The organism is Dyadobacter koreensis, from assembly GCF_900108855.1.
In the GTDB taxonomy this organism is placed as follows: Bacteria; Bacteroidota; Bacteroidia; order Cytophagales; family Spirosomataceae; genus Dyadobacter; species Dyadobacter koreensis.
In genome coordinates this window covers 176,041-197,439 of sequence record NZ_FNXY01000006.1, presented here as the reverse complement: position 1 = coordinate 197,439, position 21,399 = coordinate 176,041, and the positions used below count along the sequence as shown (strand labels likewise).

At 41.1% G+C, this 21,399-nt stretch carries 16 protein-coding genes; 13 read left to right on the top strand and 3 right to left on the bottom strand.

The window, feature by feature from the left end:
- Positions 1–18: 18 nt before the first annotated feature.
- Positions 19–597 (top strand): Crp/Fnr family transcriptional regulator, encoded by a 579-nt coding sequence (locus tag BMY70_RS19555; RefSeq protein ID WP_090338321.1) that lies wholly within the window; start codon positions 19–21, stop codon positions 595–597.
- A gap of 32 nt (positions 598–629) precedes the next feature.
- On the opposite strand, the gene BMY70_RS19550 is transcribed toward BMY70_RS19555, so the two are convergent.
- Positions 630–1,274, bottom strand: coding sequence for an FMN-dependent NADH-azoreductase (locus tag BMY70_RS19550; RefSeq protein WP_090337982.1), 645 nt, complete (start codon positions 1,272–1,274; stop codon positions 630–632).
- Positions 1,275–1,674: 400 nt separating this feature from the next.
- Here BMY70_RS19550 and BMY70_RS19545 point away from each other — a divergent pair, with 400 nt between their 5' ends.
- Positions 1,675–4,098 carry a TonB-dependent receptor gene (locus BMY70_RS19545; RefSeq protein WP_090337981.1) on the top strand — a complete coding sequence of 808 codons (2,424 nt, stop codon included), beginning with the start codon at positions 1,675–1,677 and terminating at the stop codon, positions 4,096–4,098.
- A 334-nt stretch (positions 4,099–4,432) separates the two neighbouring features.
- The gene (locus BMY70_RS19540; RefSeq protein ID WP_218148655.1) at positions 4,433–4,897 is read left to right on the top strand and encodes an energy transducer TonB; all 465 of its coding nucleotides are present in this window, start codon (positions 4,433–4,435) and stop codon (positions 4,895–4,897) included.
- A gap of 8 nt (positions 4,898–4,905) precedes the next feature.
- Here the strand turns inward: BMY70_RS19540 and BMY70_RS19535 are convergent, their stop codons facing one another.
- The gene (locus BMY70_RS19535) at positions 4,906–5,238 is read right to left on the bottom strand and encodes a YegP family protein (protein ID WP_177197078.1); all 333 of its coding nucleotides are present in this window, start codon (positions 5,236–5,238) and stop codon (positions 4,906–4,908) included.
- A 71-nt stretch (positions 5,239–5,309) separates the two neighbouring features.
- Positions 5,310–6,158, bottom strand: a complete 849-nt coding sequence (locus tag BMY70_RS19530) for a helix-turn-helix domain-containing protein (RefSeq protein WP_090337978.1) — start codon at positions 6,156–6,158, stop codon at positions 5,310–5,312.
- A 157-nt stretch (positions 6,159–6,315) separates the two neighbouring features.
- On the opposite strand from BMY70_RS19530, the gene BMY70_RS19525 reads away from it, so the two are divergent.
- From BMY70_RS19525 to BMY70_RS19480, 10 genes are all read left to right on the top strand, one after another.
- Positions 6,316–7,197 (top strand): SDR family oxidoreductase, encoded by an 882-nt coding sequence (locus BMY70_RS19525; RefSeq protein WP_090337977.1) that lies wholly within the window; start codon positions 6,316–6,318, stop codon positions 7,195–7,197.
- Positions 7,198–7,889: 692 nt separating this feature from the next.
- Positions 7,890–8,447 (top strand): YceI family protein, encoded by a 558-nt coding sequence (locus tag BMY70_RS19520; RefSeq protein ID WP_090337976.1) that lies wholly within the window; start codon positions 7,890–7,892, stop codon positions 8,445–8,447.
- 153 nt (positions 8,448–8,600) lie between these two features.
- On the top strand, positions 8,601–8,921 hold the full coding sequence (locus BMY70_RS19515) for a hypothetical protein (protein WP_090337975.1): 321 nt from the start codon (positions 8,601–8,603) through the stop codon (positions 8,919–8,921).
- A gap of 41 nt (positions 8,922–8,962) precedes the next feature.
- Positions 8,963–11,521 carry a DUF5686 and carboxypeptidase-like regulatory domain-containing protein gene (locus tag BMY70_RS19510; RefSeq protein WP_090337974.1) on the top strand — a complete coding sequence of 853 codons (2,559 nt, stop codon included), beginning with the start codon at positions 8,963–8,965 and terminating at the stop codon, positions 11,519–11,521.
- A 228-nt stretch (positions 11,522–11,749) separates the two neighbouring features.
- The gene (locus BMY70_RS19505) at positions 11,750–12,310 is read left to right on the top strand and encodes a DUF4833 domain-containing protein (RefSeq protein WP_090337973.1); all 561 of its coding nucleotides are present in this window, start codon (positions 11,750–11,752) and stop codon (positions 12,308–12,310) included.
- Between the two features lie 122 nt (positions 12,311–12,432).
- Positions 12,433–13,044 carry an NADPH-dependent F420 reductase gene (locus tag BMY70_RS19500; protein WP_090337972.1) on the top strand — a complete coding sequence of 204 codons (612 nt, stop codon included), beginning with the start codon at positions 12,433–12,435 and terminating at the stop codon, positions 13,042–13,044.
- A gap of 75 nt (positions 13,045–13,119) precedes the next feature.
- The gene (locus BMY70_RS19495; protein WP_090337971.1) at positions 13,120–14,121 is read left to right on the top strand and encodes a lipid A deacylase LpxR family protein; all 1,002 of its coding nucleotides are present in this window, start codon (positions 13,120–13,122) and stop codon (positions 14,119–14,121) included.
- A gap of 350 nt (positions 14,122–14,471) precedes the next feature.
- Positions 14,472–16,841: a hypothetical protein gene (locus BMY70_RS19490; RefSeq protein WP_090337970.1), complete on the top strand. Its 2,370-nt coding sequence runs from the start codon at positions 14,472–14,474 to the stop codon at positions 16,839–16,841.
- A 229-nt stretch (positions 16,842–17,070) separates the two neighbouring features.
- A complete protein-coding gene (locus BMY70_RS19485; RefSeq protein ID WP_090337969.1) occupies positions 17,071–18,195 on the top strand; it encodes an efflux RND transporter periplasmic adaptor subunit in 1,125 nt (374 codons plus the stop codon).
- A 23-nt stretch (positions 18,196–18,218) separates the two neighbouring features.
- Positions 18,219–21,395 carry an efflux RND transporter permease subunit gene (locus BMY70_RS19480; protein ID WP_090337968.1) on the top strand — a complete coding sequence of 1,059 codons (3,177 nt, stop codon included), beginning with the start codon at positions 18,219–18,221 and terminating at the stop codon, positions 21,393–21,395.
- Positions 21,396–21,399 lie beyond the last annotated feature (4 nt).

Below are 21,399 nucleotides of genomic sequence, written 5' to 3'. Positions count from 1 at the left end.
AAAAGGTTTGCTTATCTTATGAAACACCAGGATTTTTTATTGAATCACATCAGGAAATTTGATTCACTCAGCACGGAAGAGGAGCAGTTACTGATCTCGAAAATGCGATATAAAATACTGGATAAAAGAGATTTTCTATTACAGGAAGGACAAGTCTGCAGCAGTTACTATTTTGTATTATCCGGTTGCCTGCGACTTTATAAAATCGTTGATACAGGCTTTGAGCAAATTTTGCAGTTTGGCATTCCTGGTTGGTGGCTAAGCGATTATCAAAGCTTCGACAGTCAAAAAGTTTCGGAATATTACATCCAGACGGTAGAGAAAACGGAAGTTTTCGTATTGAACAGAAATGACGCGCATGAGTTATTTTATAGTATTCCCGGATTCAACAATTATTTCAGATTGATGATGCAAAAAGCATATACTGCGGCTCTGAAAAAGAGTGAGATTATGCTCTGCGAATCCGCGCAGGACAGATACACACAGTTTACAACTGATTTTCCTGATTTTGTCAGATTAATCCCGCAATATATGCTAGCTTCATTTCTTGGTTTCACGCCCCAGTTTCTAAGTGGATTAAGGGCGAAGAAACGCTGACAATAGTGGGCATTTATGATTTGATATACATGTTACAACAAACATTTTGTGGTAATAAGCCATTGAATTTCCGCCTCCGCAATTTTTGATGACACCAAGTGTGTCTGTTTCTCAAACATCTCTCCGTCCAAAGCAACTTCGTGAACATCCGTAATCCCGATAACATTAAACACTCTCCTTAGATAAGGTGCCTGAAAATTAATATTTTCATTATATCCCCCGCGCTCATATCCTCCTGCGCCCCGCGACAATAATAGAAAAACGGTTTTGTTTTTAAGCAGACCAATGTATGGATCGAGCCGGTTATCCCGATTCAGCGCCCAGGTCTCGTTGATCCGTAAAACCTGGTCGAGGTAAGCTTTCAAAGAGCTTGTAATAGACCAGTTGTGCATGGGTGCGCCCACAACAATGACATCAGCCGCTTTTAATTCCAGGATCAGCTCTGTGCTAAATTCCAATGCTTTCAACTCTTCGGTTGTTCGTTCTAATTCAGGCTTAAATGCTGCTGAAATCCACGTTTCGGTTATATGGGGGATATTGCTGGAAGCCAGGTCTCGAACAGTTATTGAACTTTCAGAATAATGTTTCTTCCAGTCGTCAATAAAAACCTGTGTCATTTTCCTGCTGTGCGATCTGGGGCCGCGAGGGCTCGAATTAATTACAAGTAATGTTTTCATATTCTTTTTTCACAAAATTATGAGCAGCTCTTCGGGGATTTATTCATGTAGATGAAGAAATAAGCGGTTAAAAAAAACGTAAAAGTCCTGATGCAGTATAGTAGAAATGTACAAGAAGCAATCTCTGTTTGAACCTTGCTAAAAATGTCCGGTCGGTGTAAATACCAAGCTATAAGTTTGTAAAACTATTAACAGAGTTGTTAATGAATGATCAAAAGAGGCGATTAAGAAATTGACACTAAGACAATTAAAGCAGCGCACTGTAAACTAATCCTTCTATGTACAATTCCTTCCCATCCAAATTAATAATCACCGAAATATTACAAATAGTTTGCAGGAGTAACTTGCACACAATACATTTGCAGCCCCGAGTTAATTATTCTAATTCTAAATTAAATAAATGAAATATCTTTTATCATTTTCAATCCTTGTGCTTCTTTCGTCCCTTTCTTTTGCACAGACGGGCAGAGTGAAAGGCATTGTGATGGACAACTCAAAAAATACGCTGCCGGGCGTAACGATTCATATCAAAAACACAAGCACTGGTACTCAGACCAATGATATTGGCTTCTTTGAAATAGCTGATATCAAAGATGGTAATTACATTTTGTCGGTATCTTCTCTGGGGTTCAAAACCAAAGAATTGCCTTTTACCATTTCAGAAAACGAGGTCGATCTTAAAACGATAACACTGTACGAGGGTGATGAAATCTTGCGTGAAGTCGTTATTGAAGGAGAAAGAGATAATAAATTCTCCCGAAATAAAACTGCCTATGTTTCTAAATTGCCGTTAAAGGACTTTGAAAACACGCAGGTTTACAGCACAGTGACAGATTACCTTTTAAAAACTCAGATCGTTACAAATTTTGATGATGCTCTGAAAAATGCAACGGGAGTAGAAAATCTTTGGACATCCACAGGTCGTGGAGGCGATGGAGCCGGGTATTTCTCGCTACGCGGATTCTCCGTTCAGCCGAAGTTAGTGAATGGTCTGCCAGGGCTTACCAACGGAACTATCAACCCGGCCAACATCGAACGGATCGAAGTTTTAAAAGGCCCTTCTGCAACATTGTTCGGAAATGCAGTGAGCTCTTACGGCGGGCTTATCAATGTAGTAACTAAAAAACCATACATTGGAACTGGTGGAGAACTTTCATTCACAACAGGTTCTTTTGGATTGAATCAGATCACAGGTGATTTCAATACCGCGTTAAACAAAGAAAAAAACTTGTATTTCAGACTAAACACGTCCTACGCAACTGAGCGCAGTTTCCAGGATGCTGGTTTTAGAAAATCGTTTTTTGTTGCGCCGTCACTTTCTTACAGAGTGAACAACAAATTATCATTTTCTTTCTATGGAGAAATAACGCAGGCTGAGCAGACAAATCCGATGTTTTTGTTCCTGAACAGAAGCGCTCCCCAGCATTCAAAAAACATCAAAGACCTGGGATACAACTATAAACTTTCATTCACAAGTAATGATTTAACATTGCAAAACCCGACTCAGAACTACCGCGTTGAAATGGATTACAACCTCTCAGATACGTGGCAGTCGCAAACGCTTATCTCTAAAAGCGCAACCTCAACGAAAGGATATTACACCTATCTGTTCGATTTTGGAATTTTAGAAAACGACACATTTTCCCGATTTTTAAATAAGCAGAACGAATACACGGGGACTTCGGATATCCAACAAAACTTTATCGGCGACTTCAAGCTGGGAAAATTGAGAAACAGAGTTGTTTTGGGCCTTGACTATTTCTCGGCTATTTCCACCAGCAACGGTACCGGCTATGCTTTTTACGGAAATGTAACACCCCAGGGCGGTGCCAATGGTGATGACCCGTTTACTGCGGACGTGGTTGAAACGACGGCTTATCCGCTTTCTACCGCAGGTGTGGATGCGGTGCTGGCTTCACAACCTGTATCGAATTCTAAATCGAAATATAATATTTACAGTGCATATGCTTCTGATGTACTGAACATTACCAATAATTTATCTGTAATGGTCGGTCTCCGTCTTGATCATTTCGATAACCAGGGAAGTGTTGCAACTTCGGATGATGACTACAATCAGACAACCTTGTCGCCGAAATTCGGAATTTTGTTCCAGCCAGTTGCAGACAAAATATCTGTTTTTGCCAATTACCAAAACGGATTTACCAACGTAGCGCCTGCACTCGTTGGAAACCCGGCGGACGGTCCGCAGACGTTTAAAAGCTTCCGTCCCGAGCAGGCAAACCAGATCGAATTTGGTATCAAAACCAACATCATCAAAAATAAACTGAACGCGACAATCAGTTATTATGACATTCAAGTTAAAGATCAGGTAATTACTGATCCATCTTCGCCTTTCAATAAGATACAGGGGGGTGAGGTATACAGCAAAGGTTTTGAAATTGAACTAAACGCAAATCCGGTTAATGGATTAAACATCAGAGCCGGATTCAGTAACAATGACAGCAAGGTTACCAAGTCAGACAACAACGAAATCCTTAATACAAGACCTCTTGAGGCAGGCTCAAAAACGCTTTACAATGTATGGGCAAATTATGAAATACCGGCTGGAAAATTAAAAGGATTTGGTATCGGCGCCGGATGCAATGGAGCAAGCGAGCGCTTCGCCATCAATTATGCATCAACGGGCGAATTCATTTTACCTGCTTACACTATCGCCAACGCGTCATTATTTTATCAGGCCGACAGCTATCGTATTGGCCTCAAGCTGAACAATGCTTTTGACAAAGAATATTACAAGGGCTGGTCTACTATCGCTCCTCAGACACCTCGGGCTTTATTAGCGAACTTCACCTATACGTTCTAAAAAAACTATTTTCGGATAAATTCACAATCCAAAACGCCGGAAGATTAACGCTTCCGGCGTTTTGATTTTCCTCAGATTTCGAATCACTCCCAGAGTGATTTTGCAAAATAAATTTCCAGTTTTTTGACTTCGATAGTATTGCCCCAGAAATTCACGGATTTGTTCAACAATCTTCCTCCATTTTTTGCAGTTTTCAATGTCAGTTCTATTGGCAGCAATTTCATTCCGATGAGTGGCATTCCCTGATACTGAATCCTCCCCCATCCTGGTTGATTCCTGCAGCCCTCCGCCTAAAATGTCATCTTACTTAGTGGTAGTGATTTTACTTTTAGTTATGATTAATATTAAACAAACTTCCAGAAAGCCACGGTTTAATACAGATGATATGTATGCTTTAAAATTAATTTTATTGTTCGTGTTCCTCTGCAGCCTGTCCGCTCAGGCGCAGCAGCCTCAGGCCGATCCGGATACGACGCCGGAACGGACAGTGTATACAGTCACGGAAGTGCAGCCGCGTTTTCGAGGAGAGTCCGGAAATCTCCAGGAATATATTAGAAAAAATTTAAGGTATCCAAAAGAAGCTTTAAAAGAAGAAATTCAACGTCGGGTATTTGTCACGTTCATCATAACGGAAAGAGGAAAAATTGAAGACGTGCATGTTTTAAGACCAGAAGTGCCAGAATTCGATGAAGAAGCAGTCCGATTGGTTAGTAACATGCCCGGCTGGATTCCCGGGAAGGTAAAAGGGAAATCAGTAGCGTGCCGCTACAATCTGGCTGTTCATTTCAGCAGAAATTAAAGCACCAGTTAGGTCAGATCCTGAATTATGGCAGTTCCTGCATCTTTCCTGATCAAAGCGATAATCTGTTCTCTTGGCGACTCCGAAGTGTAATTCTCACTTTTCGCAACAGTTTCCTGAATGTCGTTTTTTATGATAAACGTGAAGCTCAGATAACTGTCCTGCCGCTCAAAAACCTCTTCGCCCGCCACGTGTTTTTGCACAAAAAGTATCCCGTCAAGGCATTTTTGCTTAGAAGAAAACCCTTCACAAGAAAGTATAAGTTGTGACGTGCCGGTAGCTTTCAATAAATAGTGGTATTGATTTTTAGTGCTGCTTTTAAAAACCTGAAAAATTGCCATTAGAAAAAATACGTGAGAGAAATAGCCAATAACCATATTAAAATGGTCGAATCAAAACGTTTCGACCTTGCCTAGGAATAATATTTTCCCTCCTTGCTCACACAGAATTCTTTCCCGACAATATCTCTCACAAACTTTTGAGGCGTTGTCCCCAGATAATGATGAAAATCTTTGATCAAATGGCTCTGATCATGGTAGCCAAACGTTTCGATCAGGCTATACCAATCAACCTGCTCATTTTCCGTTTGCAAAATTTGATGGATAACTTTTTTAAAACGAATAAAACGTAAAAGCTCCTTGGGAGAATAACCAAGATATTTTTTGAACCTTAACTGTATTGTTCTCTCCGACAGATCAGAGTCCATTGCAATCGCGCGTACTGGCTGCACCGACTCTTGTTGAAAATAGCCAATTCCATTTAGTAATGGCATACTTCCCTCCTCCGCACGCTGGATGAAAGATAATCCATATGCTTTTAATAAATCTACTTTTTGTTCCAAATCTTTCAGCTTGCTAAGTTCCTGCCATAACGCTTCAAACCCTGAAATACCCAAAAGCTCATCCGGATCAATCACAGTTTCTCCGCTTAGACTATCAACTGGTAATTGAAACAGACGATAAAAACCGTCTGCGGTAAATACAACTGCAATCAGGCTTGTGTTCGGTAAAATTTCATAATTGAGCATCTTACGAAGTGGGCCGACCACAGCCATTTTTTCCATTTTCAGATCCTGGAATTCATCATCAGCAAAAGAAACACGCACAGGTTTTCCGAAATTAAAGACCAGCATCATTTCCAGGTTTGGCGATAAATGCTGAACGATGGCGTTGAAATTTTCAGACGTCCTGATGCAATACAAATGTTTCACCACATCATTTAGCGGCTCGCCAATATTAATATGTAATCCGGTCGAATCCATTTTGCTGGCCTGTTTTCTTTTAAAGTAAAGCTACAAAGAAGTCATGTATATAAGCAGGTTAAAAGCGAACCGGCACTTTCGTTTTCTTACAATTTCTGGATAGCTGCCTCAGGTACTTTTGCAATAGAAATTATTCTTTCAATAAACCATTTTTATCATGTCAAATAGACAATCACCAAAAATTCTTATTACCGGTGCTACTGGAAATATAGGAAAGGAACTGACTAAACTTTTGTCAGAAAAAGGGATAAGTTTTCGGGCGATGGTACGCTCACCCGAACAGGCAGAGGAACTGGCCAGCCTGCCTGGATCTGAACTTGTGGAAGGAGACTTTAATAACCACGATTCATTAAGAAATGCGCTTCAAGGAGTCGAAAAAGCATTCTTGCTTACCAATTCGTCAGAACTTGCTGAACGGCAACAATGCTCTTTTGTCGAGGTAGGGTCTCAAAGCGGATTAAAACACATCGTCAAACTTTCACAATGGGCAGCAGATGCGGATTCGCCGGTACGATTTCTACGATATCATGCGGTCGTTGAAAACCTAATAAAAAAGTCGGGCATAGCCTATACCTTTTTAAGACCGAATTTATTTATGCAGGGACTGCTGGGATTTCGGCAAACGATCGTTGAAAAAGGAAAGTTTTTTGGGGCTGTTGGCGATTCGAAAATCAGCTTGATTGACATCAGGGACATTGCCGCGGTTGCCGCGCAAACGTTGACTACGCCGGGGCACGAAGGAAAAATCTACAATCTTACCGGCCCGGAATCGTTGACGCACACAGAAGTCGCTCACAAGCTCTCAATCGCAACAGGCAGGCCTATTCAATTTATTGATATCACACCGATGATGTTGCATGACACCTTGCTTCAGGCTGGCTTCCCGGGATGGCAGGCAGAGGGGTTGGTCGAGGATTACGCGCATTATAAAGCGGGTGAAGCATCAGAAATTAAATCGGGTCTAAGAGAGATAATTGGAAGAGAGCCGATTGCTTTTGACAAGTTTGCAAATGATTATGCTGCGCTTTTTTCGGCTTGATTATAAAAGAAGTTACAAAAGCTCCGTTGAGAAAAACTGTTCATAAGACTCTTCATTATTTACAATATTTCGTTGGCGGAAAACTAATTGTTAGCCTGAACTTTGTTACTCAACCCGTCATTTGTTTGCAATACCTGATCATGGCGGTACGCGGAATTATATGACGACATTTCCTAAGTTGCCGTAAAAAGAGAAGACCTGCTGTGAAATCATAGCAGGTCTTATGTATTACACTCAACGTTTTTATATTACCAACCCGAAGCCGGGAAAGAGAATTGTGTAAATAAATACAGAATTGTATATAAGAACGCCACAAATTTACAAAGGTTACTTTTTAAATCATATAGAATGTTTTTGATATTTTTGTAGAATGTTTTCTATTTTTTAGTAAAACAAGTACAAAAACTCTCATTATAATTCAAATTTAGCAGAATGGAGGGGTGAATAGATTGATCCTACTTGAAGAATAGGCAATTTATCTCCGGCTGATACTACTTTCCGCTCCGGTAACCGTAATCAATTTTATCAATGTCAAAATCGTCTTGGGTAATCAAGGAATACGTTTTCAGCCGCAACAGCCCAAAGCGAGAATTTGTACATCATCAGCCATCTTATAGACATTTCTTTTTGGATACTGTTATCAGATATTTGTATGGAAAAAAAATTCTGGCACCCTAGCATCATATACCGACATGGCTACGACAAAATGGATTGCGGATCCGGATCGCAGTGAGGTACTGTTCAATACAACACATTTACTTCTTCAAAACATTACCGGCTATTTCCGAAAAATCAAACTCGAAGTAGCCACGGAGGAGGATGACTTCACAAAATTTTACGGCATCGTCTTTACAGCAAAAATTGATTCGCTGGACACTTCTGATAAGGAACGTGACGCATATTTAAAATCAGCCGGATTCTTTGATTCATCTAAATATCCAGTATTGAAATTTGTAGGCAAAAAATATCTCAACTCGTTCGATGAAGATAAATTGATCGGAAATCTTACCATAAAAAACATCACGAGGCCGATTGAGCTACTTGTTGAATTTAGCGGAAAAACAATTGAACCCGACGGGTTGACGAAAGTTGGTTTTTCCGTACATGGCGAAATTAACAGGAAAGACTTTGACCTGACCGCGACCACCATGGCAGATTTAGGGAGTTTGCTGATCGGAGAAGAAGTCAGTTTTAACGCCGAGATCCAGTTGATGAAATTAGTTGAAGAGCCGGTTTTAAAGAGTACATGAAATATACATTATGAACCTTTGTTTGTCAATTGCCAGAAATAAAGTATTGATCTAAATTTGTTTACTTTATTACAAATAACTGAAATACAAATAGATAAACCACAAACGAAACCTTATTAAAGCCGAAAACATTTACCATTATCACCGCGAGCGTTGGAATTATTCTTATCAGAAAGCAGCGCAAAAGAACACCAGCAGAAAAACCATCACGATTCGAATACAGAAATTCAGGATTTAACCCCTCTCAAAATAAGTTGGCAGACCGTTATTTCTGATACCGTACATTTAAAAGAAAGTGTAAACCTCTTCTTATCAAAAAGACAGAAAGCTCCTTGCTGGTGGGAGTCTGACTGGATGACGTGGCGGCTGGTGCCGATATGTACGAAGTCGGATGCAAAATTGAGCAGACAAAGTTCAATGCATTGGATTTTATCGCGTCAGCCGCGCGCATCAAATGTGGCGATAGCAGAATAGTTATATAGCTGACAATAACATTGTCTCTTAAATTTCACCGAATGCAGACACGTTACAAACTTCCGATATTGGTTTTGTGGATCATTTTTATGCAGGCAAATCTGACGTTCGCTCAGACGACAACCATTCGTGGTGTGATCTCCGATTCTGCCTCAAAAGAAACTTTGCCTTACGCCAGTGTAGTCGTACCAGGAACTTCGTTCGGAGCTCTGGCTGACGACGACGGAAAATTTACAATTCAGATCCAGGGAAATTATAACAAAATTCAGGTTCAATATATTGGCTACAACACGATTACCAGAACTTTTATGCCAGGAAGAGAACAGGTTATCAACCTACGCCTGAATGTAAATACCTCTTTGTTAAAGGAGGTTGTTGTGAGAGGCAAAGGCCGCTATCGAAACAGGAATAATCCGGCGGTTGAGCTCATCCAGAATGTGATCGATCACAAAAAGGAAAATCAGCCGGAAGCCAACGACTTTGTTGAATATGAGCAATATGAGAAAATTTCATTCGCGCTCAGTAACCTTTCAAATAAGTTCAAAGACAAGCGCATTTTCAGGAATTACCAGTTTCTTTTTCAGCAACAGGACTCTGCTTCCATAGGCGGTAAAAATATTCTTCCGGCATATTTGGAGGAAAAAATTTCCCAGGTTTATTACCGTAAGGATCCCACAAAAAAGAAACAGGTTATCCTGGCAGATCAACGAGCGGAATATGATTCGAGATTTATTGACAACGACGGATTGAGCACTTATTTCAACAGACTTTACGAAGACATAAATATTTATGACAATAACATTTCTGTCGTCACCAATCTTCTTCTAAGTCCGATCGCGAATAATTCACCGACTTTTTACAAATTTTTCATCCGTGACACGGTTAAAACAGAACAACCGTGGCTTGTTGAATTAAATTTTATTCCCAGAAACAAAACAGACCTGCTTTTTGAGGGAAAAATGTTTATTACACTAGACGGTCATTACAGCGTGCATTGCGCATACCTGACTGTAAATAAAGATATTAATCTCAATTTCATGCGGGATCTGGAGGCAAAACTTGAATATGAGAAAAGTGCAGACGGGCGTTACCGGCCTATGAAAAAAACCTTGGCTATGGAGTTTGCTTTGGGAGAAAAGGGTGGCGGTTTGTACGGACAGCGGATGGTAACCTATAAAAATTATGCAATTAACCAGTCGATTCCCGACAGCATTTTCAAAGGCCCGGCAGAAGTGATTGGTTACGATCTTGAAGTAAAACCTACGTCGGAATATTGGCAGGCCGCGAGGCATGTTCCGCTGGAAAAAACGGAAATAGCAATTTACAAAAATGTAGATACGCTACAGACGATCAAGTCATTTCAGCGAACCATGGACATTATCACACTGCTTTTTGCCGGATACAAAAATTTTGGCGCGGTCGAAATGGGTCCGGTCAACACATTTTACAGCTTCAACCCAGTGGAGGGTTTGCGGTTGAGATTTGGGGGGAGAACAACGCCGGAGTTCAGCAAACGGGTCTATTTTGAATCCTATGCAGCATACGGTTTCAAAGATCAGAAATGGAAATATTTTTTGAGCGGGACTTATTCACTGAACAATAAATCAGTATATCATTTTCCGCTTCACTACCTGCGTGTCAGCTATCAGCGCGATACGAAAATTCCAGGCCAGGAGTTACAGTTTGTTCAGGAAGATAATTTTCTCCTCTCTTTTAAACGTGGAAATAATGACCGGTGGCTGTATAATGATATTTACAAGCTGGAATATGTCAGGGAATTCAGAAATAAAATGTCATATAAAATAGGCTTTACACAATGGCGGCAAACACCTGCCGGAGCATTAGAATATCAGTACCTTGATGTTGAGAACGACGCGTTGATCAATGTGCCGGAACTGAATAACACGGAGGTAAACGTCGAACTCAGATATGCTCCAAAAGAGCAATATTATCAGGGAAAACTTTACAGAATCCCGATCCCGAATAAGTATCCGATTTTTACCATGCGATACAACACCGGAATTTCCGGTTTCCTGAAAGGAGAATATAATTACCACAACCTGACAGGAAATGTCAACAAACGAATTTTTCTTTCACAGTTTGGATATACAGACGTGACACTCGAAGGCGGTTACATTTTTGGCAATCAGATCCCCTTTCCGTTGCTTTCGATTCATCGCGCTAACCAGACTTATGCATATCAGCTCGGGTCATATAACCTGATGAATTTTCTTGAATTTGTCAGCGATCATTACGCAAGTCTGAATGTCGAATATTATTTTAACGGATTTATTTTCAATAAAATACCGCTGTTAAAACGACTGAAATTAAGGGAAGTTTTCAGCTTCCGGGGGCTTGTGGGAGACGTTCGTGATGAAAATAATCCAGTTAAAAATCCATCCTTGTATCGTTTTCCAACAAATGAAGATGGGACACTGGCCACCTACACTTTGCGAAAAGAGCCGTACATCGAAGGAAGTGTCGGGATCGCCAACATTTTCAAATTGCTTAGAGTTGATCTTGTGAAACGTTTAAATTACCTGGATCATCCGAATGTTTCGGAATGGGGAATCAGGGCAAGGGTAAAATTTGATTTTTAAAGAATAAACACCGCTTATAACCTCCAAAACTGTTTATCTCCTTGACAAAGATTTGGGGTTATTTGATCATAGAAGGTCGGGAAAAGCAAAGGACTGCATTTCCTTAATCAGACAAGGCGGATTGAATTTTGATTGTCCCTCGAAGAAGTTTACCAGCAAGGTGAAACGATTCAGCTTTGGAGCCTTCTATAAAACGGTGTCATTTATTTACTTTCATATACAACCGATATGAAAAAGCATTTCATCTTCATTCTGCTTTTGCTTGTAACTTCGGAAGTTATATGCTCAGCCGCTCAGGAGCAGTTTTCTCCGGATACAATGCCTGTACCGAACATCCCCAATCTACTTTTTTATATTCAGCGCGACCCGAATTCCAACACGATTTGCTATCAACTGAACATTGACAAAGAAGGCAAGCTTGATACCAAAAATCCGGTACATGCTTTCTGGATCCGATATCCTGAAGGTGGAACGATAAAAGAGCTGAATTTTATCCAGAACAAATTTGCGTATGGATTAAAAGTTACACCTATCGGTGACGGAGCATTTGAGTTGAAATCAGTCGCATACACACGGTCACCGCTGTATTTACGAAGAGATAACCGCAACCGTTACCGCGTTTATATTCATGTAAATCAGAAAGAACATGTTTTGAAGAGAATTTTTGTTCATATCGACGGAGGTTCAAAACTGGCTCCAAATGTGGTATACATCGAACTGAAAGTCGTCGATCCCGACACAGGAAAAGTGGTTATCGAAAGGATTGATAAACCATCTCCTACCGGTTAAAATGTGCAGTTATTTATACAGCGCAAACCATTATCAATCCATTTTTCACGGTGATGCTATCAGACAACTTTTTAATATCCAATTAGTTAATAAAAATATCGAAACATACTAAACACTAAGATATGACCATCGGAATTATCGGAGCCGGAAAGATGGCAAGAGCTTTCGCCCGGCAACTTGTCAACACTGGCTACAATGTAATAATGTGTAACAGCAGAGGCCCTCACTCGCTGAGTTCCGTAGTTACAGACCTGGGTTCGAACGTGAGGGCCGCCACGACCGAGGAAGTTGCGAAAGCAAAAATTGTGATGCTCGCCGTCCATTGGGACCAGCTTCCAAAAGCACTTGCAAATCTTCCTCCCTGGGAAGGCCGAATTGTCATAGATGCTACAAATCCGAATTTCAGTCTCGAAAATGCTGCCCACGCCATTGAAGTTGGTGAACGTACGTCCAGTGAACGCGTCGCTGAACTCGTCCCCGGAGCGCGTCTTGTCAAAGCATTTAACACATTGTATTACAAAATATTGGAAAAATATCCCGAACATGAACATGGAAAAAGAGTGGTTTTCTTGTCGGGCGATGACCAGTATGCCAAAAAAGAATTTTCCGAGGTTGTCAGGCGAATCGGTTTCGCGCCGGTAGATCTTGGAAACCTTGCCAGCGGCGGTAGAATGCAGCAATTCGGTGGACCTTTGGGCAGTTTGAATTTGTTACACTTGCAGCACGCAATATAGTCTGTACCTAATTTTACACATACTTATTTCATCTTAAAACAATTCAAATTATGTAACAGCTTTAACCCTCCGACCATGAAAAAATATCTGCTACCTGTTCTTTTTTCATTTCTGTTAAGCCTCATAAATTCAGTTTTAACTAATGCACAATCTTCGCGTCCCGACCGAATTTTCAGATTTTATGAGGACAATGATTTCCTGAACTTCCGTGGTGCCGGTACCGACAAAGCGTACACAAACGGAGTTAGGCTGGATATCTTTTATGAGCGAAAAAAGCCTTCCAAATTCCCGATCGATCGTTTTTTTCCAAAAGCCGGAAAACACAGTACTGACACTTACGGTTGGTCGGTAATGCAGATGATGGTAACGCCAAATAATCTTACCATTCCAGATTTTCAGGCAAACGACTATCCTTATTCGGGAGCGTTATTTGTGACACACTCGCTCGCTTCTTACAACAGGGAAAAAAAATATAACTTCCAGACAGAAATTCTCGCTGGTGTTCGCGGCCCTGCTTCTTTTGCACGTCAAACTCAGGTCTGGATCCATCAAATGATCGGGGACGAAATACCGATGGGCTGGAAAAATCAATGTAATACAAAGGCTCTGGTCAATTTAAATTTCGCGGCGGAGAAACAATTGCTGGCGGCAGGGCATTATATGGAGGTAATTGGAGGCGCACAGATTTCCGCCGGTACGTTAACAAATTCCCTTTCTATTTATCCGCTTTTTAGAATTGGATATATGTCTTCTTATTTTGATGGATTTTTCAGTCAGTTCAGTAATTTTGCAATCCGCAGGAAAATTCAATTCTATTTTTTTGTCAGACCCCAAATTACCATGCTTGCCTCAAATGCCTTGATGCATGGAGAAATTGAGAACAACGCACAGCTTTCAAACGAAAAAAAGTCGCCTTATACTGCGGATATCAACCATGTCATGGGAAATGTTGACTTCGGCCTTGTACTCGCATCAGGTGCGCTGGGAATATCCTACACACAAAAACCAACGACTGCATATGCCAAAGGTTTATATGGTCATAATGTCGGAAACATTTCACTTTATTTCAGCTGGTAAATTCAATGTGTTTTAAACAAAAAACATTTTTTTTCACCTGACCAAACAAAAACGTATATCCTTTTTCGATAGTATATTGAATATAACTATCAGTTACAAAAATATCGAATCCGCTATCTGTTTCGGCATATTTTTATTATAAAATTATTTAAAATTGAATTATATAAAGAAAAATAATCTTTTTTTAAGATTACTCTTCACATTTGGAACGATCATTCAACAATATCGATTATGTATTAAATCCGATCTTAAATGTATTTTCAAGGATTTGTTTTACAACAAAAACAAGAGGACCGAAAGACTAGATTTTCCGAATAAATTATCAGTGTAACAGTACCATTTGAAAGGACATGTATCTGGCTAAATCAAATACCGACTCAAATTCCCTGAAAGGAGCGCTTGAAATCAAAAACAATGATTTTCGGCCTGCTGTCATGGAATCTACGTTGTCGTTTAAGCCATTCGTTGCCCATTTGAAAAACATGCTCAAAGACGAACCAGCAGTAAAATCTGAATTTTACCGGTTCGTAATTGAAAAGTTTGAAAATGAAATGAAAGGTAACGGATCGGCAGTTTTAGCCAAAGATCACGTTCGATACAAAGAGCTGATGGAACTTGTTTACATGATCCTGACGCCATTGGCGACAAATGAAAAGGAAAATTTTTGGGCGCTGAGCACTCCTATTCCTGATAAAATATTTTTCAGCACTGACGGTTTCTATCATTTTCTGGCTCAACAGAGTACTGATGGTCAGACAGTCAATTTGAGCCCGGTCCAGCATTTTAAAGCGCAGCAGATCCAGTTTATGTACCGGCTGATCCTCGAAAGAATTTATAATATTCCATCGCTTGTCAAGAATGAGATATTATTTGAGTATACCGATGCCGTAACCAATCTTCCTAAATTTTATAATATCAATACGGATACAAGGTTTATCGACATTCAGCTGCAGGGAAAATTGCCGGCGCTGGATTATCAAGCGATCGAGCCTTATCTGCAGGGGGGCGCTGATACTACAATTCTGGAAAGTATTCTTCCGCTAAACCGTTTTCGCTTCGAAGGTTTTTCTGTTATCACATTGCAGGATGTAACGATCCAACGTGCTACAGATATTATCAAAGAAGCCTTGGTGAACCACAATTATGAAACGGAATCCAACGATTCGATCATCCAGGCGCTGAAAACTTTGGCTGGGGACGACCGTGTTGATTTTGGTCTGATTCCTTCCTATCAAATTAACGGAAAATATGTTTTTGCCAACGCGGAATGTTCGCAAAGTATGATCATTGAGGCTGCGAAAAAATTCGGTGTTACTGAGGAATTATTTAATCAGCTGGTTAATAAATATTATACAAATCCTCAGACTGCTGTTTTTAATAACATAACGGATCAGCAGGTTTCCGAGCAACCTTTACTTAATATTTTGAGATCCGAAGGCATTTCCTCTTTCGCGCTTATACCTGTTTTTTACAATAAAAAAGTAGCAGGAATTCTGGAAGTCTTCTCAAAACATGGGATCGCGCTTGACGATGCTTTATTTTCGAGAATTCAAACGGCACTTCCGCTGATTGCTCAGTTGTTGAAATACAGTACGGACGAATTCAACGCAAAAATTGACAACGTTATCCGGGATAAATTCACGCCGTTGCAGCCTTCTGTACAATGGAAATTCAATGAAGCCGCATGGAATTTTCTGGAAACCAGTATCAGTTCGCCAAACGCTGAGATCGAGACCGTTACATTTGAAAAGGTACACCCTTTGTATGGAGCGATTGACGTCAGAAATTCCACTTTCGAGAGAAATCGTGCTGTCCGGGAAGATATCAAAAATCAATTGTCATTTCTTGGAAACACTTTTCATTCAATCAAAAAAGTGATCGAACTTGAAACAACAGAGACGTTTGTATGTGCCTGTGACCGTTGGGCAACTGAAATAAACGGATACCTTTCCTCCGAAGATGAATTGGCACTCAACCGCTTTCTGGATGCTGAAGTTAACCCTTTTTTGTTGCAGATCAGGGAACAATATCCGATGACCAAAGATATAGTGGATTCTTATTTTCAGGCACTTTCAGAAACCGACGGTCTGTTTTTTGAGAACCGGCGAAAACTGGAATCTTCATTACAGCTCATCAATGCCTCGGTATCGAATTATATTGATAACGCTCAAAAAGCACTTAAATCCGCTTATCCATTTTATTTTGAAAAATTCAGAACGGATGGAATCGAGTATGACATGTACATCGGGCAGTCGATGGCCCCTGAAAAACCTTTTGATACCCTCTATCTTAAAAATCTGCGTTTGTGGCAACTCACTTCAATGGCTGAAATTACAAGGCTTACTGAAAAACTTCTGCCCCAACTGCAACGTCCGCTGAAAACCACGCAGCTGATATTTATTCATTCAAATCCGATCAATATAAATTTCAGGAATGATGAGAGAAGATTCGACGTGGAAGGCGCTTACAATATCCGTTATGAAATTATCAAAAAACGGATCGACAAGGCGTTTGTGAGGGAAAGTGGCGAGCGCCTGACCCAACCAGGAAAAATTGCACTTGTGTATTTTAATGACAGCGAAGCTCAGGAATATCTTGACTATATCGGGGACCTTCAGCAGATGGGTTTACTGAAAGATGACCTGGAATATCTAGAGCTGGAAGAGCTGCAGGGAGTCGCCGGATTGAAGGCTATCCGGATCGGCGTGAACTATATGTAAGGCTTTTTTTACTCAAAATAACCAACAAAATAATCAAATCGAATTACCTATTCTAACCATAAAAGCACTGATTAGAGCATGATTTGGATGATTTTAAAGTTTTTTTTTAGAAAATCGAATAATTTTTGAACGATCGTTCTAAAATAAACATTATAGTCTTACCACCGCAAAAAAGTCAGAAAACAGTCTTTAAAGTTTTCATCTCTTAATTACAATTAATAACACTTTCATGAGAAATCTAATTTTAGGCTTAGCCATCCTGCTATACGGATGCGCGCAAAAACAGGAGGCACCAACGACTCCGCCACCACCAACGTTGCCGGTAGTTGAAATCACTTCAGGACAGGCTACTACTTACCAAGAATATCCCGCTTCAATCGAAGGAAAAGTAAATGTTGAAATTCGTCCGCAGGTGGATGGATACCTTGATAAAGTTTTTGTTGACGAAGGCGCCTATGTTAAGGCTGGCCAGCCTCTGTTCAAGATCAACGATAACCCATACCGCGAACAACTGAACAATGCAAAAGCTAATTTGAGCGCAGCACAAGCCTCGATCGTCAATACGCAGCTTGAAATTGACAAACTGACACCGCTGGTTGCAAACAAAGTAATCTCTGATTTTCAGTTAAAAGCAGCCAAAGCGGCCAATGCCGTGGCGATTGCAAATGCAGAACAAGCGAAAGCAGTTGTTGGATCTGCACAGATCAATGTTGGGTATACTACGATCAAAGCGCCTGTAAACGGTTTTATTGGCCGCTTGCCCAAGAAAAACGGAAGCCTTGTTTCCCGCGCAGACGTTGAGCCGTTGACACAGCTTTCGGATGTTCAGGAGGTACACGTTTACTTCTCACTTGGCGAGGCTGATTTTATCAAGTTCAAAGCACAGTATGACGGCGCGACGCTGAATGACAAATTAAAAAAGCTGGAACCAATATCGCTCCTGCTAGCCGATCAGACGGTATATCCAAAGCAGGGAAAAGTTGACATGATTGACGGACAGTTTGATAAAAACACCGGAGCGATCACATTACGCGCCACATTCGCTAACGCACAAGGGCTTCTTCGCTCCGGGAATACGGGAAAAGTGCGTCTAAGCCTACAGCATGAGTCGGCAGTTCTCGTGCCTCAATCTGCCACACTGGAATTGCAAGACAAGGTCTTCGTATATACAGTATCGGAAGGTAATAAGGTCAGGAAAATGCCTATCACGATTATTGGAAAAAGCGGTAACAATTACCTTATTAAAGACGGCGTTAAAGCGGGCGACAAAATCGTTTTTGCCGGACTTGATATCCTACAGGAGGGCACTGTAATTACGCCGGAAAAAGCGAAACCGGTGATTGCCCAAAATTAATATAACACCCAAATTGAATCTTTATGTTTAAGAAATTCATAGACAGACCTGTCTTGGCCACGGTTATCTCCGTTCTGCTGGTGATACTCGGGGTGCTCGGACTTACGAACCTGCCCTTGCAGCAGTTCCCGGATATAGCACCGCCGGCAGTTCAGGTTATCGCAAATTACCCCGGCGCAAATGCAGAAACCGTTCTTCGTTCTGTTGCTCCTTCGCTGGAAGAATCTATAAACGGGGTCGAAAACATGAGCTACATGAGCTCAACCGCCAGCAATGACGGATCGTTGGTAATCACCGTTTATTTCAAATTGGGTACTGACCCTGACCAGGCGGCTGTTAACGTTCAAAACCGCGTTTCGCAGGCTACAAGCCAGCTGCCGGCGGAAGTTGTTCAGGCGGGTGTAACAACAGCGAAGCAGCAAAACAGTTTGCTTATGGTTGTTGACCTTTACTCGGAAAACGAAGCCGTGTATGACCAGACGTTTCTTGCGAACTATGCGCAGATCAATATTATTCCGGAAATCAAGCGTATTAAAGGTGTTGGTCAATCGATTATTTTTGGAGGAAATAAGGATTATTCGATGCGTGTCTGGCTGAAACCAAGTCAGCTCGCTACTTATAATCTGACTCCAAATGAGGTGATTGCCGCAATTCGGGATAAAAACCTGGAAGCTGCGCCGGGAAAATTCGGAGAAAACAGCCAGGAATCTTTTGAATATGTGATCAAGTATAAAGGAAAGCTGAACAAACCAGAAGAATATGAAAATATCATCATCCGCTCGAATGCAGATGGTTCAATTTTAAGACTTAAAGATGTCGCAAAAGTTGAGTTCGGTTCGTATACTTATGGAAACTTCACCCGGGTAAACGGCAAGCAAGGCGTAAATATAGCCACCATGCAGCTTGCCGGATCCAACGCGAACGAAATTCAGATCGCTATCCAGGATCTGATGAAAAAGGCGGAAAAAGATTTTCCGAAAGGAATGAAATACCTGATACTATATAATACCAAAGATTCTCTGGATCAATCGATTGAGCAGGTGCAGCATACTTTGCTGGAAGCGTTCATCCTCGTTTTCATTGTGGTTTATATTTTCCTTCAGGATTTCCGTTCAACCCTTATCCCTGCAATTGCGGTGCCGGTTGCCATTTTAGGAACATTCTTTTTCATGTCCCTTTTCGGCTTCTCAATCAACCTGCTTACCCTTTTCGCTTTGGTATTAGCCATAGGAATTGTAGTCGATGACGCCATTGTCGTCGTCGAGGCGGTTCATTTAAAAATGGAGAAAAAAGGATTGCCACCCAAGGCAGCCACAGTCTCCGCAATGAGTGAAATTACAGGTGCAATTATTTCGATCACGCTGATCATGTCTGCTGTGTTTCTTCCTGTTGGTTTCCTTGAAGGTTCAACCGGAGTTTTTTATCGCCAGTTTGCCTTTACATTAGCCATCGCGATTGTGATCTCTGCCGTTAACGCTTTGACTTTAAGCCCTGCATTGTGTGCAATTTTCTTGAAAGAACACAAACATCATGAAAACGGCGTCTATGTTAAAAAGAGCTTCAAAGAGAAATTCTTTATGGGTTTCAACGCCTCATTCGACAAACTTACCAACCGTTACGTAAGCAGTCTTCGCTTCCTGATCCATTACAGATGGTTAAGTCTTGCCGCCTTGGCGTTGGTGACAATTGCAACCGGCTTTATGGTTTCAAAAACAAAAACAGGATTTATACCTTCTGAAGATCAAGGATTCATAGCAATTTCATTATCTATGCCTGTTGGTGCTTCGCTGGAACGTACTACTGAAGTTGTTCACAAAGCAGAAACTATCCTTGGGTCGATGGAGTCGAAACAAACGTTGATGGGACTTTCAGGATTTAATATTCTTACGCAGTCTTCAAGTCCGTCGTCAGCCGTTGCATTCGTATTGCTAAAACCTGCGAAGGACCGTGGTGCCGTGAAAGACATCAACGGAATTATGAATGAAGTCCGTCAAAAACTGGGTGCGATAAAAGGAGCAAATTTCTTTGTCTTTACCTTCCCTACCGTTCCTGGATTCAGTAATGTGGACGGCCTCGACTTTGTTTTACAAGATAGAAACGGGGGAACACTAGATAAATTCAGTGGCGTAGCAAACGGCTTTATCGGTGAATTGATGAAACGCCCTGAAATTGCAGTTGCCTTTACAGCTTTCCGGGCAGATTATCCTCAGCTTGAGATGGAAGTTGATGAAGTAAAGGCAGAGCAGTTGAGTGTCAATGTGAAAGACATTTTGCAAACGATGCAAGCATATTTCGGTAGTGCACAAGCCTCTGACTTCAACCGTTTTGGAAAGTATTACCGTGTCATGGTCCAGGCGAATATAGCTGACCGTACCGATCCGGCCTCTATGGATGGAGTACTTGTTAAAAACCGTTTGGGCCAAATGGTTCCGATTAATACACTTGTCAAAATGAAACGAGTTTATGGACCTGAAAATGCTTCCCGCTACAACCTTTTTAACTCGATCGGTATTAATGCGATAGCTAAACCTGGATTCAGTTCGGGAGATGCGATCAAAGCTGTGGAAGAAGTGGCTGCGAAAAATTTACCAAACGGATTCAAGTATGAATTTTCAGGTATGACCAAAGAGGAAATCTCGTCGGGAGGTCAGTCTGTCGTCGTATTCATGCTATGTCTGGTTTTTGTATACTTCCTACTTTCTGCTCAATACGAAAGTTACATCCTTCCTTTCGCGGTTATTTTATCAATCCCAACCGGAATCTTCGGAGTATTTGCTGCAATCGGTTTGACAGGAATCGAAAACAATATATATGTACAAGTTGCCTTGATCATGCTTATCGGTTTGCTCGCAAAAAATGCGATTTTGATTGTCGAATTTGCAGTCCAGCGGAGAAAAGTCGGCAAGTCACTACTATATGCTTCTCTTGAAGCTGCCAAACTGCGTCTTCGTCCAATCATTATGACGTCGCTGGCTTTTGTTGTAGGGCTTATTCCGATGATGACTGCAACCGGGCCTTCCGCACAGGGTAACCATTCGATCAGTATTGGAGCTGCCGGCGGTATGATCACCGGAGTTGTGCTTGGACTATTTATCATTCCTGTTCTGTTCATCGTCTTCCAATACCTTCAGGAGCTAGTTACAGGAAAGCCAGTTGCTGTTGTGAAAAACGAAGTAGCCGAACTGGCAGAAGCAATTTAAAGAA